At 60.0% G+C, this 13,613-nt stretch carries 14 protein-coding genes; 3 read left to right on the forward strand and 11 right to left on the reverse strand.

The features are described from left to right. Positions 1-117: 117 nt before the first annotated feature. From nusA to PY311_RS01030, 7 genes are all read right to left on the reverse strand, one after another. On the reverse strand, positions 118-1,236 hold the full coding sequence (gene nusA, locus PY311_RS01000; RefSeq protein ID WP_286146806.1) for a transcription termination factor NusA: 1,119 nt from the start codon (positions 1,234-1,236) through the stop codon (positions 118-120). A 69-nt stretch (positions 1,237-1,305) separates the two neighbouring features. Then, positions 1,306-1,767, reverse strand: coding sequence for a ribosome maturation factor RimP (gene rimP, locus PY311_RS01005; RefSeq protein WP_286146807.1), 462 nt, complete (start codon positions 1,765-1,767; stop codon positions 1,306-1,308). Between the two features lie 329 nt (positions 1,768-2,096). Then, on the reverse strand, positions 2,097-2,783 hold the full coding sequence (locus tag PY311_RS01010) for an LrgB family protein (protein ID WP_350309688.1): 687 nt from the start codon (positions 2,781-2,783) through the stop codon (positions 2,097-2,099). Then, positions 2,776-3,144 carry a CidA/LrgA family protein gene (locus PY311_RS01015; protein ID WP_286146808.1) on the reverse strand — a complete coding sequence of 123 codons (369 nt, stop codon included), beginning with the start codon at positions 3,142-3,144 and terminating at the stop codon, positions 2,776-2,778. The genes PY311_RS01010 and PY311_RS01015 overlap by 8 nt, the downstream gene beginning before the upstream one ends. Positions 3,145-3,309: 165 nt before the next feature. Beyond that, positions 3,310-4,122 (reverse strand): metal ABC transporter permease, encoded by an 813-nt coding sequence (locus PY311_RS01020; protein WP_286146809.1) that lies wholly within the window; start codon positions 4,120-4,122, stop codon positions 3,310-3,312. Then, entirely contained in the window at positions 4,119-4,835 is a 717-nt protein-coding gene (locus PY311_RS01025) for a metal ABC transporter ATP-binding protein (protein ID WP_286146810.1), read from the reverse strand. The genes PY311_RS01020 and PY311_RS01025 overlap by 4 nt, the downstream gene beginning before the upstream one ends. Beyond that, entirely contained in the window at positions 4,825-5,232 is a 408-nt protein-coding gene (locus tag PY311_RS01030) for a Fur family transcriptional regulator (RefSeq protein WP_286146811.1), read from the reverse strand. The genes PY311_RS01025 and PY311_RS01030 overlap by 11 nt, the downstream gene beginning before the upstream one ends. Before the next feature lie 154 nt (positions 5,233-5,386). Here PY311_RS01030 and PY311_RS01035 point away from each other — a divergent pair, with 154 nt between their 5' ends. After that, the gene (locus PY311_RS01035) at positions 5,387-6,301 is read left to right on the forward strand and encodes a nucleotidyltransferase family protein (protein WP_286146812.1); all 915 of its coding nucleotides are present in this window, start codon (positions 5,387-5,389) and stop codon (positions 6,299-6,301) included. Between the two features lie 493 nt (positions 6,302-6,794). Then, the gene (locus PY311_RS01040; RefSeq protein ID WP_286146813.1) at positions 6,795-7,673 is read left to right on the forward strand and encodes a GDSL-type esterase/lipase family protein; all 879 of its coding nucleotides are present in this window, start codon (positions 6,795-6,797) and stop codon (positions 7,671-7,673) included. 49 nt (positions 7,674-7,722) lie between these two features. On the opposite strand, the gene PY311_RS01045 is transcribed toward PY311_RS01040, so the two are convergent. From PY311_RS01045 to thiI, 3 genes are read right to left on the reverse strand one after another with little or no spacing between them, the layout of a single operon-like run. Beyond that, the gene (locus PY311_RS01045) at positions 7,723-9,012 is read right to left on the reverse strand and encodes a competence/damage-inducible protein A (RefSeq protein ID WP_286146814.1); all 1,290 of its coding nucleotides are present in this window, start codon (positions 9,010-9,012) and stop codon (positions 7,723-7,725) included. A 14-nt stretch (positions 9,013-9,026) separates the two neighbouring features. Beyond that, positions 9,027-9,509: a GNAT family N-acetyltransferase gene (locus PY311_RS01050; protein WP_286146815.1), complete on the reverse strand. Its 483-nt coding sequence runs from the start codon at positions 9,507-9,509 to the stop codon at positions 9,027-9,029. Between the two features lie 12 nt (positions 9,510-9,521). Then, positions 9,522-10,700, reverse strand: a complete 1,179-nt coding sequence (gene thiI / locus PY311_RS01055) for a tRNA uracil 4-sulfurtransferase ThiI (protein WP_286146816.1) — start codon at positions 10,698-10,700, stop codon at positions 9,522-9,524. A gap of 186 nt (positions 10,701-10,886) precedes the next feature. Between thiI and PY311_RS01060 the strand changes: the two genes are divergently transcribed. Continuing rightward, on the forward strand, positions 10,887-12,350 hold the full coding sequence (locus tag PY311_RS01060) for an S-layer homology domain-containing protein (RefSeq protein WP_286146817.1): 1,464 nt from the start codon (positions 10,887-10,889) through the stop codon (positions 12,348-12,350). Between the two features lie 64 nt (positions 12,351-12,414). Here PY311_RS01060 and PY311_RS01065 read toward each other — a convergent pair whose 3' ends face one another. Next, positions 12,415-13,611 carry a VWA domain-containing protein gene (locus tag PY311_RS01065; RefSeq protein ID WP_286146818.1) on the reverse strand — a complete coding sequence of 399 codons (1,197 nt, stop codon included), beginning with the start codon at positions 13,609-13,611 and terminating at the stop codon, positions 12,415-12,417. Positions 13,612-13,613: the final 2 nt, after the last annotated feature.

The raw sequence follows: 13,613 nt of genomic DNA on the forward strand, positions 1-13,613 counted from the left end.
TTACACATGGCGCGGCTCACCGCGCCGGGCCTTATCTTCTTCCGTTTCTCCCGCCGCGCCGCAGGTGCAGTACCGCCAGCCCCGCAGCCACGCCGCAGAGAAAGAAAATCATCTGTGTCACTGGACCTCGGCCTCTTCCTCGCCGTTCCAGCTTTCGGGCTTGATGTCGATCTTATAGCCGGTAAGGCGGGCCGCCAGACGGGCGTTCTGCCCCTCCTTGCCGATAGCGAGGGACAACTGATCGTCCGGCACGATAACGCGGCAGGCCTTGCCCTCCTCCGCCATGAAAACGTTCACCACATCGCTGGGTGCCAGCGCGGCGGCAATAAACTCGGCGGGGTCCTCGCTCCACTTGATGATGTCGATCTTCTCGCCCCGCAGTTCCTCTACAATGTTGGCCACCCGCTGACCCTTGGGGCCGACGCAGGCGCCGATGGGGTCCACGTTCTCGTCGGCGGACCAGACCGCCATCTTCGTGCGGCTGCCGGCCTCCCGGGCGATGGACTTCACCTCTACGGTACCGTCATAAATCTCGGGCACCTCCAGCTCAAAGAGCCGCTTGACAAGGCCGGGGTGCGTCCGGGAAATCAAAATCTGGGGGCCCTTGGTAGAGCGGCGGACATCTACCACATACACCTTTACGTGCTGGCCCTCTACCAGCTCCTCGCCGGGGACCTGCTCGCCGGAGAGCAGCAGCGCCTCCGTAGACTCCGTGCCGGTGCCGATTCGCAGGGACACGGCGCCGGTGCGGGGATCGATGCGGGTCACAACGCCGGTGAGAATCTCGTGCTGCTTGGAGTTGAACTCGTCATACACCATGCCGCGCTCGGCCTCCCGCAGACCCTGAATGATGACCTGCTTGCCGTTTCCGGCGGCGATGCGGCCAAACTCGGTATTATCCACGGGGATGTTCACCACATCGCCCACCTGATACTTTGCGGAGATGGCCTTGGCCTCCTCCTCGCTCATTTCGTTGAGAGGGTCCACATAGTCCTCCTCTGCCACCACGTTCTTCTGAACGTACATCTTCAGCGTCTGGTGCTCCTCATCCACATCCACCACAACGTTCTCCACGCCGTTATGGTCGCGCTTGTACGCGGTGGAAATGGCCTGAATGATCTTATCCATCATAAAGGTCTGGGGAATGCCCCGCTCCTTTTCCAGCATGGCCAGAGCCGCAAAGATCTCGGGGATGTTCATGCCCGCGGGTTCCTTTACCTTTTTCTTGCCCTTCATCTTGAATTACTCCTTTTATTTTATACGTCTTTTTTTATACGTCTTTTTCCGAGACAGGAATCACAAATTTTAAAATTCCACCCGCAGGCGGCACAGCGCCACGGCCCTTTTGTCAAAGGTATAGGCTTGGCCGCCCATCTCCACGGTGATGGAACCGTCCGCCTCATTATAAGCGGTCAGCGTACCGGGGAACTCCTTGCGTCCGTCCACCGGCTTGTAGAGCTTCACCAGCACGGGGCTGTTCAGATAACGCTGAAAATCGGCAGGGCGCTTCAGCACCCGCTCCGCACCGGCGGAGCCGACCTCCAGCGTGTAGCTGCCCTCGATGGGGTCCGCCTCGTCCAGCAGGTCCGAGAGCTTCCGGGAGATGGCCTCGCAGTCCAGAATGTCCACACCGCCCTCCTTGTCGATGAGGACCCGGAGATACCACGTTCCGGCTTCCTTTACATATTCCACATCCCACAACGTACAGCCCTGCTCTGCAATGACGGGCTCTGCCAGCCGTGCGGTGAGCTCTGTGACCTTTTCCATGGCGCATCCTCCGGTTTTCTGAAGATTTGAAGTGGAGCGTTTGTTCCACAAAAAAGAGCGGACCTTGCGGTCCACTCCAAAACTTACACTCCTAATATCTGTAAGATAGCACACTTTATCAGGGAATGCAAGTGGATTTCCAGACTTTTTTGAAAAAATCCGTCAAATTTTCGGCACTTTTCGTGCCGTTCCGGGCGTTTTCCGCCCAAAACGGCGCAAGGCGCTCCTCCTCGCCCCTATTTGACCCGGCAGCCGCCCCGGTCTGCTCCGAATCTTTTAAAAGAAAATGCGGACCTCTGAAGCGGTTCGCATTTTCCATCAATATAGCTTTACACGGTGAAGAACATCGCCAGCACAGAGGTGATGATACCGCATACGCACAGGGCGATAGAGCTCATGGCCCCCTGCAGCGGCCCAATCTCCAGTGCCTTGCTGGTGCCGACCGCATGGCTGCACGCGCCGATGGCCACACCCTCCGCCACCGGGTCGGTGACATGGAACAGCTTGGCAAACAGCGGCGCCAGCATGGCTCCCTCAATGCCGGTGACGCACACGGAAGCCGCTGTCAGCCCCGGCAGACCGCCAGCACTTTCGGAAATGCTCACCGCAATGGCAGTGGTCACGCTCTTGGGCAGCAGGGAGTTCACCAGCGACGCCTCCGTCTGGAACATCCGGCACAGCAGCAGCACCGCCAGCACGCTGACAAGGCTCCCCACAAAGCAGCCCAGCACCACCGGCCAGAAATACCGCTTCAAAACGGCGCGCTGCTGGTACACGTTCAGCGCCAGCACCGCCGTGGCCGGGGCCAGCAGCATTTTGATAATATCGCCGCCGGCATTGTAATTTTCCAGCGGAATACGGAACACCACCATCACGGCGATGACCAGCATGGCCGCCACCAGCACCGGGTTGCAGACAAGAAGCCCCGTGCGCTTCTGGAGCTTCACGGCAAGAAACCAGCACAGCAGCGTCAGTCCCAGCCCGAAAAAGGGCGTGGAGGTCAGGGTATCAATCATGGTCTGCCTCCTTTCCGCCAAGCATCTTCATAAAGAGCCGGATGCTCCACGCGGTCACCGCGTAGACCACCGGCGTGGACACCAGCGTCACCACCAGAAAGGGGATGGCCTGCAGCTTCAGCACATCCAGATATTCCAGCGTCCCCACGATGGCGGGGATGAAAAACAGGCCCATGTTGCCGATGAGGAACTGGGACGTTCCTTGAATCGTCCGCTCCTTCACCCCGCCGCACAGCAGCAAAATCAGCAGCAGAAGCAGGCTGATGACGCTGGCCGGCAGTGTAAAGGGCAGAAACGCCGCGATCCACTCCCCGGCCATGCAGATCAAAAACACGATGCAAAATTCCAAAATCAAATCCAAAATAAATCACCTCAACATAAGGCCATAGTCTAAAAGAAACTTGCCGGGAAGTCAATGGCGGAAACAGAGAAAGCGGCTCCGTTTTTTTGCGTTTTTTTAGCAGAAAACGGCCCGGTGCGATAAAACAGGCCATTCATCGCACCGGGCCAGAGTAATTTTTTTGCCTTATCTCCGCCGCAGAGCGGCAAGAAGACAGGCGCAGAGGAACACCGCAAGGTCCGCGGCCACCACCGTGGCTCCCACCGGGGTGGAGAACATGAACGAGATCGTCAGCCCCGCCATGAAGCACACCACCGACGTCACGGCCGCACAGAGAATCACACCCCGGAAGCTGCGGAACAACCGCATGGCGGTCAGCGCCGGGAAAATCACCAGTGAGGAAATAAGCATAGCCCCCATCATCCGCATTCCCAGCACAATCGTCAGGGCGGTGAGAATGGCAAGAAGGGTATTGTAGCGGTCCACCGGCAGCCCTGTGGCCCGGGAGAAGCTCTCGTCAAAGGTCACGGCAAAAATCTGGTGGTAAAAAAGGCCGTACAGCGCCAGCACCGTCACGGACAGCACCACGGACAGCGCCACATCGCTCCGCGTCATAGCCAGCACACTGCCGAACATATAGTTGTCCACGTCCGTTGTCATGCCCGTGGTGCGGGAGATGACCAGAATACCGACAGCCAGCGCCGAGGCGCTGACAGCGGCAATGGCAGCGTCGCTGTTCCAGTGGGGATTGCTGGCCATCCGCAGCAGGAAAAACGCCGCTAAGATCACCACGGGAATCGAAAAGTACAGCGGTGTCAATCCCAGCGCAACGGCAATGGCCAGCGCGCCGAAGGACACATGGCTCAGTCCGTCGCCGATCATGGAATAGCGCTTGAGCACCAGCGGTACGCCCAGCAGCGCAGCGCACAGGCTCACCAGCACCCCGGCCACAAGCGCCCGCTGCATAAAGGGGTAGGAAAACATCTGCAAAATATTCATGATTCCAGCTCCTCCCGGAAGCGGCGGCCCTGCGGGCTTGCCAGATAGTCGGCCTTCGTTCCGCTGAACAGTCCGCTGCGGCCGATGTGCAGCACGGTGCGGGCGCTTTTCAGCGCCGCCTTCAGGTCATGGGTCACCATCACGATGGCCATGCCCTCCTTTTCATTGAGGTACGCCAGCGTTTTGTAAAGGTCCTGCGCGGCGGCGGGGTCCAGTCCGGTGATAGGCTCGTCGAGAATCAGCAGCGATTTTGCGGCGCACAGCGCCCTTGCCAGCAGCACCCGCTGCTGCTGCCCGCCGGAGAGATCCCGGTAGCAGGCGTCCTTCAGCTCCAGAATACCCAGCTTACCCAGATTCATCATGGCCTCGGAGCGCTGGGCCGGGGTATAGAGGAAATGCAGTCCCCGCCGGTTCAGGCAGCCGGAGAGCACTACCTCCAGCACCGTGGCAGGGAAGTCCCGCTGGGCCCGGGTCTGCTGGGGCAGATAGCCGATGGCGCCGTGGCGCAGCGCCGGCGCGTGCTCAATGTGCCCGATCTGGGGCTGGAGCAGGCCCAGCAGGCCCCGCATCAGCGTGGACTTGCCGGAGCCGTTATCTCCCACCACACAGAGATAGTCCCCCTTGGAAATGGTGAGGTTCAGGCCCGAGAGCACGGACCGCCCTTCATAGCCGAGGGAAACGTCCCGGCAGACGATAAGCTCGTTATCTTTCATGTTCCGCCTCCTCACACGCCGCGCACAGCCCCGTCAGCACCGTCCGGCGGGGGTCGATATAAAACCGGTGCTCCGCCGAAAGGTGACGGCAGACCTCCTCCAGATGCGCGCAGTCCAAATGGACCATGCGCCCGCAGCGCTCACAGCGCAGCAAAAAGCAGTCATGGCGGCACCCGGCCTGCGGGCAGTATTGGTACAGCGCCCCCTCCTCGGTGGTGACCTTGTGTACAAGCCCCTGCTGCGTCAGCCGGTCAAGCTGACGGTACACCGTGGCAAGTCCCACGGTCAGCCCCTCATGCCGCAGATCCTCTGAAAGCTCGGCGGCGGAAATACATTCCTCCGCCCGGGCACGCAGGCAGTGCAGCACTGCCTGCTGTTGCTTTGTCTGATATGCCATAGCAGTCTCCAATTTGAAAATGATTATCGTTTTCAAATTATAATCAAAAAAACAAAAATGTCAAGACCGTTGCAAAATACCGCAAAATAGGGTATGGTAAAGAAAACCATAATGGAAATCCCAAATATAAAATAAAAATTAAGGGAGAAGCTGTATGAGCGTTTCTTTGGTCATCATGGCGGCGGGCCTCGGTTCCCGCTACGGCGGCAGCAAGCAGGTGGACGGCATCGGCCCCAACAGCGAGATTTTGATGGAGTATTCCATTTATGATGCCATCCGGGCCGGCTTTGATAAAATCGTATTCATCATCAAGCCGGAAATGCGGGAGATGATGGAGGGCCTTGTGGGCTATCTGAAAAACAAAACCGCCAAAAGCGGCCGCCCGGTGGAGATCGCCTATGTCTATCAGGATTTTTCCTCCGTGCCGAATTTTTATCACATCCCCGAGGGGCGGACAAAGCCCTTTGGCACCGTTCATGCCCTGCTGTGCGCCGAACCGGCGGTGGACGGGCCGTTCTGCGTCATCAATGCCGATGATTACTATGGCGTGGACGCCTACCGCACCATTTATGAGCAGTTGGTGCGTCTGCCGGAAAACGGCCAAGCCGTAATGGTAGGCTATCTTCTGAAAAACACCGCCAGCCTTCACGGCACGGTGTCCCGAGGCGTGTGCCATGTGCAGGACGGGAAGCTGAGCTCTATTCAGGAGACACTGAAAATCCAGCTTTACCCGGATGGGCATCTCACCGATCTGGATACTGGCGCCGATCTGTCCCCGGAGACGGTGGTGTCCATGAATTTCTGGGGCTTCATGCCCTCCGTGTTCCCGGCGCTGCGGACGTATTTTGAGGACTTCCTCCGGGCGCTACCTGCCGATGCGCTGAAGGCGGAGTGCCTGCTGCCGGTGATGGTAGGGGAGGAGCTGAAGGCAGGCCGGATAGAGGTCTCCGTGCTCCACTCCAAGGATAAGTGGTTCGGCATGACCTATCACGAGGACCGCGCCCTTGTGGCGGAGGATTTGAAGGCTCTCCACGCGGCGGGTGTCTATCCCCCCTCTCTGCGGGACTGACACAGGGCATAGTGTCCCTCTATTGTGCATAGCCTGAAGAAGACCCGGCATAATAATGCCGGGTCTCAGCGTGTCGAAAAAGTCTTTTCTCCCCGCTGAACAAGTTTTCAGAACTTCATAAAAGTTCTGAAAACTAAGGATTTCAATGGCGCAGGACACCCTTCTTGGGTTTCCCGCGCACACCCTTCCTTACCGCTGCGGAGGATTTACCACTTTATCGACAGTCTCAGACCCGGCATAATGCCGGGTCTTCTTGATTTTTGGAATTTTTTGGCAGGCAAGCCGATTTTTAAACGGCACAAAATACGCTCCGTCTTTCCGTGTATTTCCTCACCGTCCGAAACCTTCCATTTTATCCGTGGCAGTGGGCGGCCGGTGGCTTCCACCGGCAAATTGTCACCGTTCTGTCACCGATTTTTATCCGTTTTGTACCGACTTTTTTCGGCAAAAAGTGTCTAATAGAGAGGCGACAAAAACGAGGGGAGGGAGCGCCATGGCCGGGAAAAGGCTGCATATAAAAAAAGGACGCCGGCTCTGGCTGCTTCTGCTTCTGGCAGTGGTGCTCTGCCCGCTGCTGCGGACTGCCGAGGCCCGGACCACCGCCCCGGAGACGCCCCCTGGCAAGGACACGGCTCTGCCCGCTCCGACAGATACCGTAAACATTGATACAGAGGGTACTGTCCCGGACGCGCCGGAGGAACAGTCCCCGGACATGGCATTGCAGCCGGAGGAGCCCCTCTGGACACCGGTGGCGGAATCCGCCCCGGTCACCGACGATTACTTTGACGATGTGGCCTTTGTGGGCGATTCCCGCACCGATGGCTTCCGCTTGTACAGCGGGCTGGAGCGGGGCACGTATTTCTATGTCACCGGCGAAACGGTGTCCTCCGCCGTGGAACAGCAAAACTGGAAAACGGACAGCGGCAGAAAAATTTCCCTTGCGGACGCCGTGGCCAGCTCCGGCTGCGGGAAAATTTACCTGATGCTGGGCGTCAACGAGCTGGGCTGGAACGGCACGGAGATTTTCCGCAGCCGCGCTGAGACACTGGTGCAAAAGCTGCTGGCAGACGCGCCGGAATCGGAGCTGGTGATTCAATCCCTGCTGCCCGTCACCGCTTCGCAGGACGAAAAGGGCTCCTACGTCAATAACCAGCGCATTTTAGCCTACAATCAGGTCTGGATGGAGCTATCGCAGCAATACGGCTGCCCCTACCTCAATGTGGCAGAGGCCCTGACGGACGAGAACGGGTGTCTCCCGGAGGAGCTGAGCTTTGACGGTGTGCACCTGAACCGGGCGGGCTGCGGACGCTGGCTGGATTATCTCAGGACCCACAGCGTACCGGACACCGCTCCGGCAGAAACGGACAAATAAACAGAGAAGCGGGAGGCCAAGCCTCCCGCTTCTCTGTTTATTTTACGCTTTACAGCCGCTCCAAGTGCTTTCCCGGCGTGGCCGGCTCCACCGGCAGACCCGCCAGATAGCGCCGCAGCAGGTCATAGGCATGGTTGCTGGCCATGTCCTGAATCCGGTCCCGGCGGCGCTTCCCCAAGTCCAGCTTCCGGCAGTAGGTGGCCTCCGGCGCGGCCAGCGCCACGAACACCAGCCCCACGGGATTGCCCCGCTCATCGGCGTCCGGCCCCGCCACACCGGTGACGGACACCGCCAGTTCCGCCCCGGTAATGCGGCGGACATTTTCCGCCATGGCCCGGGCACAGGGCTCCGACACCGCGCCGTATTCCTTTAGCAGCGCCGAATCGATTCCCAGCACGTCCGCCTTCACCTGCGTCCAATAGCTCACCACGCCGCCCCGGTACACCTCGGAGGCCCCCGGCAGCGCCGTGATGCGCTCGGCTACCCGTCCGCCGGTGCAGCTTTCCGCCGTGGCAAACGTCCAGCCCTTTTTCTTCAGTGCCGCCATGCAGGCCGTTTCCAGATTGGGAACATCCACGCCGTAAACAATGTCTCCCAGGTAAGCTACCGTCTCCCGCACCACCGGTGCCAGCAGCGCCTCCGCCGCCTCGGCGTTCTCCGCCTTGGCTGTGGCCCGGAGCCGCACCTCGCTTGGGCGGGCATAGGTGGCAAGAGAGGGGTTTTCCATGCGGGCGATTTTTTCCCGCATCAGCTCCTCAATGGCGCTCTCTCCCATGCCGAAGGTCATGATATCGTGGGACAAAATGACCTCCCGGGAAAGGCTCCGCAGATAGGGCACGGCATAGTCCCGGAGCATGGTCAGCATCTCAAAGGGCGGCCCCGGCAGCATGAGCACATGGGTGCCCTCTGCCTCAAAGGCACAGCCGGGGGCCGTTCCCACCGGGTTGTCAAAAATGACGCAGTCCGCCGGGAATTCCGCCTGCTGGCGGTTGTTCTCCGGCATGGTCAGGTGCACGTTCCGGGCAAAATACGCCCGGATGCCCTCCAGCACATCCTCCCGCAGCACCAGCGGCTTGCCGAAGGCGGCGCAGACAGTCTGCTTTGTCAGATCGTCATAGGTGGGCCCCAGACCGCCGGTGGTAATGATGATGTCCGCCCGATTGCGGGCAATGTCCAGCGCGGCCCGGAGCCGCTCCGGGTTATCGCCCACCACCGTGTGCCAGAACACGTTCACGCCCACGGCGGACAGCGCCCGGGAAATGTCCCGGGCATTGGTGTTGGTGATGTTGCCGAGAAGCAGCTCCGTGCCAACGGCAATGATCTCAGCAGAATGTGACATGACCCTTTCCCTCCTCAGCCCACAAAATGATACGCGATGCGGGGCGTTCCATTGGTTGTGATGATGGTGCCGCAGCGCAGAAAGCCGTTCTTTTCCAGCAAGTGCTGCATCACGGTGTTATGCTCATGGGTGTCCGCCCGGAGGTCCGGGCAAAGGCCCTTGCAGAAATCAAAGCACCGGCCGGTAAAGCCGGGGAGCGCACCATCGCTCCCCAGCCGGTGAATGGTGGCGTAGGGGTCGTCATTGCGCCACGCACCGTCGGTGATGACCCGGTAGGTGAGGTCCTCGCCCAAAATGCAGACGAATACGCCGTGAATCACGCCGTTCTCCGTCTCCACGTAGCAGTTGCCGTTTGCAATGTCGCCGGGAATCACGCTGTCGGGATACCCCGGCTCCCACTGGCTTACGTTGCCGTGGGCGTCCATAAACGCCTTGGCGGCGGCATAGACCGCCCGAATGCCCTCTAAATCACCGGGTGTCGCTTTCCGAATTTCCATGCTGTCCCCCCTTTACTGCGGCTTGACCCGCACCCAGTTTTCGCCTGCCAGCGCCTTTTCCACCAGCACATCAACGTCCAGCACGGACTCCGCCTTCACCACGTCCTCCAGCACCGGCCGGGTGGCGGGGTGCCGGGGGGTGAACACCGTGCAGCAGTCCTCATAGGGCAGGATGGAGGTATCGTAGGTGCCGATTTCCCGGGCCATGCGGATGATCTCCACCTTGTCCGTACCGATGAGGGGCCGCAGCACGGGCAGCTTCGTCACATCCTCCGTGACGCCCAGCGCCTTGATGGTCTGGCTGGCCACCTGACCCAGAGATTCGCCGGTAACAAGGGCGGAGGCGTGGGATTTCCGGGCCACAGCCTCTGCCAGCCGCATCATAAACCGACGCATGATCAGAGTGAAATACTCCTCCGGGCACTTGCGGCGAATCTCCTCCTGAATTTCCGTAAAAGGAATGACATGGACGATGGTGCGACCGCAGTACACCGTTAAAAGCCGCGCCAGCTCCAGCACCTTGTCCAGCGCCTGCTGGGAGGTGTACGGCGGGGAGACGAAGTGCACCATTTCCAGCTCCACGCCCCGGCGGGCGATCATATAGGAGGACACCGGGCTGTCCAGCCCGCCGGAGAGCAGGCTCACCGCCCGGCCGCCCATGCCGATAGGCAATCCGCCTGCGCCGGGAACAGAGGGGGCGTGAACGTAGGCGTGCTTTTCCCGAATCTCCACGTATACCGTAAGGTCGGGCGTGTGCATCTCCGCCTTTTTATGGAAAAACTGCGCCAGCTCGCCGCCGACATACTGGGAAATTTGAATCGAATTCATGGGGAACTGCTTGTCCGCTCGTCGGCTCTCCACCTTAAACGTCTTGGCTTTTGCAAATTCATCCGCAAGATAGGTCTTGGCGGTCTCCACAATGGCGTCCATAGTTTTGTCGCAGGGCACGGCCCGGGCCACGGTCACAATGCCGAAGATCTGCCGCGCCGCCTTATAGGCGGCCTCCATGTCGCATTCCTCCGTCTGCGGCTCCACATAGATGGTGCTCTGGCGGATATAGACCCGAAAGCTGCCGCAGTGCTTCATGCGGCGGCGGACGTTGCTCACCAGCTTATCCTCAAAGCTGCGGCGGTTCAGGCCCTTGAGCACCACCTCGCCCAGCTTCAAAAGCAGCATTTCATTGTTGTTCATATCGTTCCTCCGTTGAAAACGTTTAAAATTCACCTGATAGGATAGCACATTTTTCAGCTGAGGAAAAGAGAAATTCCGGGATTTTTGCGGCGTTTTCAGGGAAATTCCGGCGGAAAATTTGACGGATGGCCCCCGTTCTGGTACAATAGGCGGTAAATTCTTCCGAATTTGGCAAGGAGGACCACTATGAAACGCAATTTGTTCCGCCGTGCGCTGGCCTGTCTGTGCCTGTGCGCGGTGCTCTCCGGCGGGCTGTGCGTCCCGGCCCGGGCCGCCGGCTTCCGGGATGTTCCCGCCGGTCACTGGGCGGCGGACGCCATCAGTCAATGCGTGACGCAGGGCTGGTTTCAGGGCAAGAGCGCCGATACCTTCGGCGTGGGCCAACCCATGACCCGGAGCGCCTTCGCCGTGGTGCTGAGCCGGTTTTTCGGCTGGCAGAGCAGCGGCGCCTATTATCAGATTTTTTCCGATGTGCCCCAAGGGGCATGGTACGAGCCGGCCCTCCGGGCCTGCTATGAGCACGGAGCCGTGACTCGGCAGACCGGCACCTACCGTCCCGGCGACGCCGTGACCCGGGAGGAGCTGGCTGTCACGCTGATTCGGGCGCTGGGCTACGGTCCCATTGCCGGACTTGCCGGTGAGGACACACTGCCCTTCCGGGATGTGACCACCAACCGGGGCCACGTCGCCATGGCCTACGCCATGGGGCTGGTCAGTGGCACGGGCCAGAGCACCTTTGCCCCCGACCGCGCCGCTACCCGGGAGCAGGCGGCGGTGATGCTCAGCCGCCTTTATCATAAGCTCCACCCCGCCGGAAGCGGCGAGACGATTCTGCTTTTGCAGGGCAGCGAGACACTGCCGGAGACTGCGGACTGCACCACCCTTGTCCTCATGGCGGGGACCCTCACCGGCGGACAGAGTGCCCAGCTTTCCGTGACCCTTTCCGCCGCGCAGTCTGCCGCGCTGGCGCAGAAAAACGGCAAGACCGTGCTGTTGGGCGTGACCGGCCAGTCCGGCACACTATCGGCGGATACCAAATCCGTTGCGCGTCTGGCGCAGGCTGTGACAGAGGGCGGCTATGACGGACTGTATCTGGACATTGGCCAGCCCGCCAATGACAACGGCCACGCGCTGGGGGCGCTGGTCCAGCGTCTCCGCACCGCCATGCCGGATAAGCGCCTCTATGTGGCGGCGGACGCTCCTGCCCGGGGACAGACCGTGCCGGATTACACGGCGCTGGGCAAGGCGGCGGACCGGCTGGTGTTGCGTCTGCCCGCCTATACGGTTTCCGAAGCGGCGGTGCCGGTGTACGCCATGGAGCCGCCGGAGACCGTTTACTATGCTCTCAGTATCCTCACTCGACAGGTAAGCGCCGAAAAGCTCTCGCTGCGGCTGACCACGGAGGGCCGCTGCCTTGAGGGGAACAAGTCCTACGCCCCCACCGCCGATACCCGCACCGCCGTGCTGGCACAAGGAAGTACCAACTACTCCGACCGCTACGCCTGCGCCTACACCCAGTCCGGCAAGCTGACACTCTGGTATCTCAATGGCCGCTCCCTGACGGAGCGGCAGCAGCTTCTGCGCTGCTTCGGCGCGGATTCTGTGTGCCTGAGTACCGGCAGCGGTACGCTTTCCCTCACCGCCGAATAACTGTATTTGCAAAAGCCGCGCCCTCTGTGAAAGCAGAGGGCGCGGCTTTATTTTTTGTTCGGGCTTATCGCTTGGCCATGAGGCGCTTCATGCCGGCTTCCAGTCCCTCGGCGGTGAGATCGAACATGGGGAACATCTTCGCCAGCTCCAGATGCGTCACCGTCCAGAAGTCCTGAAAGACCGGCATCGGCTCCGGGTTCAGCCAGATGAGATAGGGGAAGTGCTTCTTCAGCAATCCCAGCCATTCAAGGCCTGAAGCCCCGTAACGCTGGGTTTTCCAGTCATACTGCTTTTCCCGCAGCTCATAGGGGTTCATGGCGGCGTCCCCTACAATGATCACCTTGTAGCTTTCATCAAAGTTTTGCAGCAGCCATTCCGTAGGTGTCCGGCCGTCCTGCCACAGCCGGGGCCCCTCGTACACATTGCCGAAGATACAGTTGTGGAAATAGTACGTGTGCAGCTCCTTGAAATGATTGGATTTGGTAGCCGCCTGAAAAAGCCTGCTGCAAAGACCGGCATAATAGTCCATGGAGCCACCGGAATCCATTAAAAGCAGCACCTTCACCATATTCTTCCGTGGATTTTGATACCGTACCCGCAGCACGCCCGCGTTTTCGCAGGTATCGTGGATGGTGGCGTCCACATCCACCTCCTGTTCGGCGCTCCGCTCCTGCGCGGAGAGCTGCCGCAGGGTGCGGAACGCCATCTGGAACTGCCGGGTATCCAGCGTGTTGTCCTTGCGGAAGTCCCGGAACTTCCGCTCCCCCGCCACCATCATGGCAGTGCGGTGCCGGGACTGCCCGCCGATGCGGATCCCATTGGGATGCCAGCCGTTGTTGCCAAAGGGGCTCCGGCCCTGTGTGCCTACCCAATAATTGCCGCCGTTATGCTCCTCCGTCTGCTCTTTCAGACGTTCCTCCAGCATTTTCAGCAGTTCTTCCAATGTTTCGTCCGGGAATCCGGCGGAACGGAGGTCCTCAATGGTGCGCTTCAAATCCTCACTGGGATGGTTCAGCCAGTCCAGTAAGCCCTCCGGCAGCTCACCGGTATAGGGAACATCCTTGAAAAATTCCAGAAATACCTGATCGAAGCGGTCAAATTCCGCTTCGCTTTTCACCACCACCGCCCGGCACAGGTGATAAAACCCCGTCAGAGTAGAGTGGTGCAGTCCCTTTTCCATGCCCTCCAGCAGCGTCATCCACTCGTTCAGGGAAACATTCAGCCCCCTTTGGCGCAACAGGTAAAAAAACGCGGCGAACATGG

It is taken from the genome of Neopoerus faecalis, assembly GCF_029218125.1.
GTDB lineage: Bacteria > Bacillota > Clostridia > Oscillospirales > Oscillospiraceae > Oscillibacter > Oscillibacter faecalis_A.

Bases quoted from the DNA above. Each gene is read 5' to 3' on its own strand.
- PY311_RS01065 (WP_286146818.1), bottom strand. From the start codon at position 13,611: ATGTTCGCCGCGTTTTTTTACCTGTTGCGCCAAAGGGGGCTGAATGTT.
- PY311_RS01020 (WP_286146809.1), bottom strand. From the start codon at position 4,122: ATGAATATTTTGCAGATGTTTTCCTACCCCTTTATGCAGCGGGCGCTT.
- PY311_RS01045 (WP_286146814.1), bottom strand. From the start codon at position 9,012: ATGTCACATTCTGCTGAGATCATTGCCGTTGGCACGGAGCTGCTTCTC.
- nusA (WP_286146806.1), bottom strand. From the start codon at position 1,236: ATGAAGGGCAAGAAAAAGGTAAAGGAACCCGCGGGCATGAACATCCCC.
- PY311_RS01010 (WP_350309688.1), bottom strand. From the start codon at position 2,783: ATGATTGATACCCTGACCTCCACGCCCTTTTTCGGGCTGGGACTGACG.
- PY311_RS01060 (WP_286146817.1), top strand. From the start codon at position 10,887: ATGAAACGCAATTTGTTCCGCCGTGCGCTGGCCTGTCTGTGCCTGTGC.
- PY311_RS01035 (WP_286146812.1), top strand. From the start codon at position 5,387: ATGAGCGTTTCTTTGGTCATCATGGCGGCGGGCCTCGGTTCCCGCTAC.
- PY311_RS01025 (WP_286146810.1), bottom strand. From the start codon at position 4,835: ATGAAAGATAACGAGCTTATCGTCTGCCGGGACGTTTCCCTCGGCTAT.
- PY311_RS01050 (WP_286146815.1), bottom strand. From the start codon at position 9,509: ATGGAAATTCGGAAAGCGACACCCGGTGATTTAGAGGGCATTCGGGCG.
- rimP (WP_286146807.1), bottom strand. From the start codon at position 1,767: ATGGAAAAGGTCACAGAGCTCACCGCACGGCTGGCAGAGCCCGTCATT.
- PY311_RS01040 (WP_286146813.1), top strand. From the start codon at position 6,795: ATGGCCGGGAAAAGGCTGCATATAAAAAAAGGACGCCGGCTCTGGCTG.
- thiI (WP_286146816.1), bottom strand. From the start codon at position 10,700: ATGAACAACAATGAAATGCTGCTTTTGAAGCTGGGCGAGGTGGTGCTC.
- PY311_RS01030 (WP_286146811.1), bottom strand. From the start codon at position 5,232: ATGGCATATCAGACAAAGCAACAGCAGGCAGTGCTGCACTGCCTGCGT.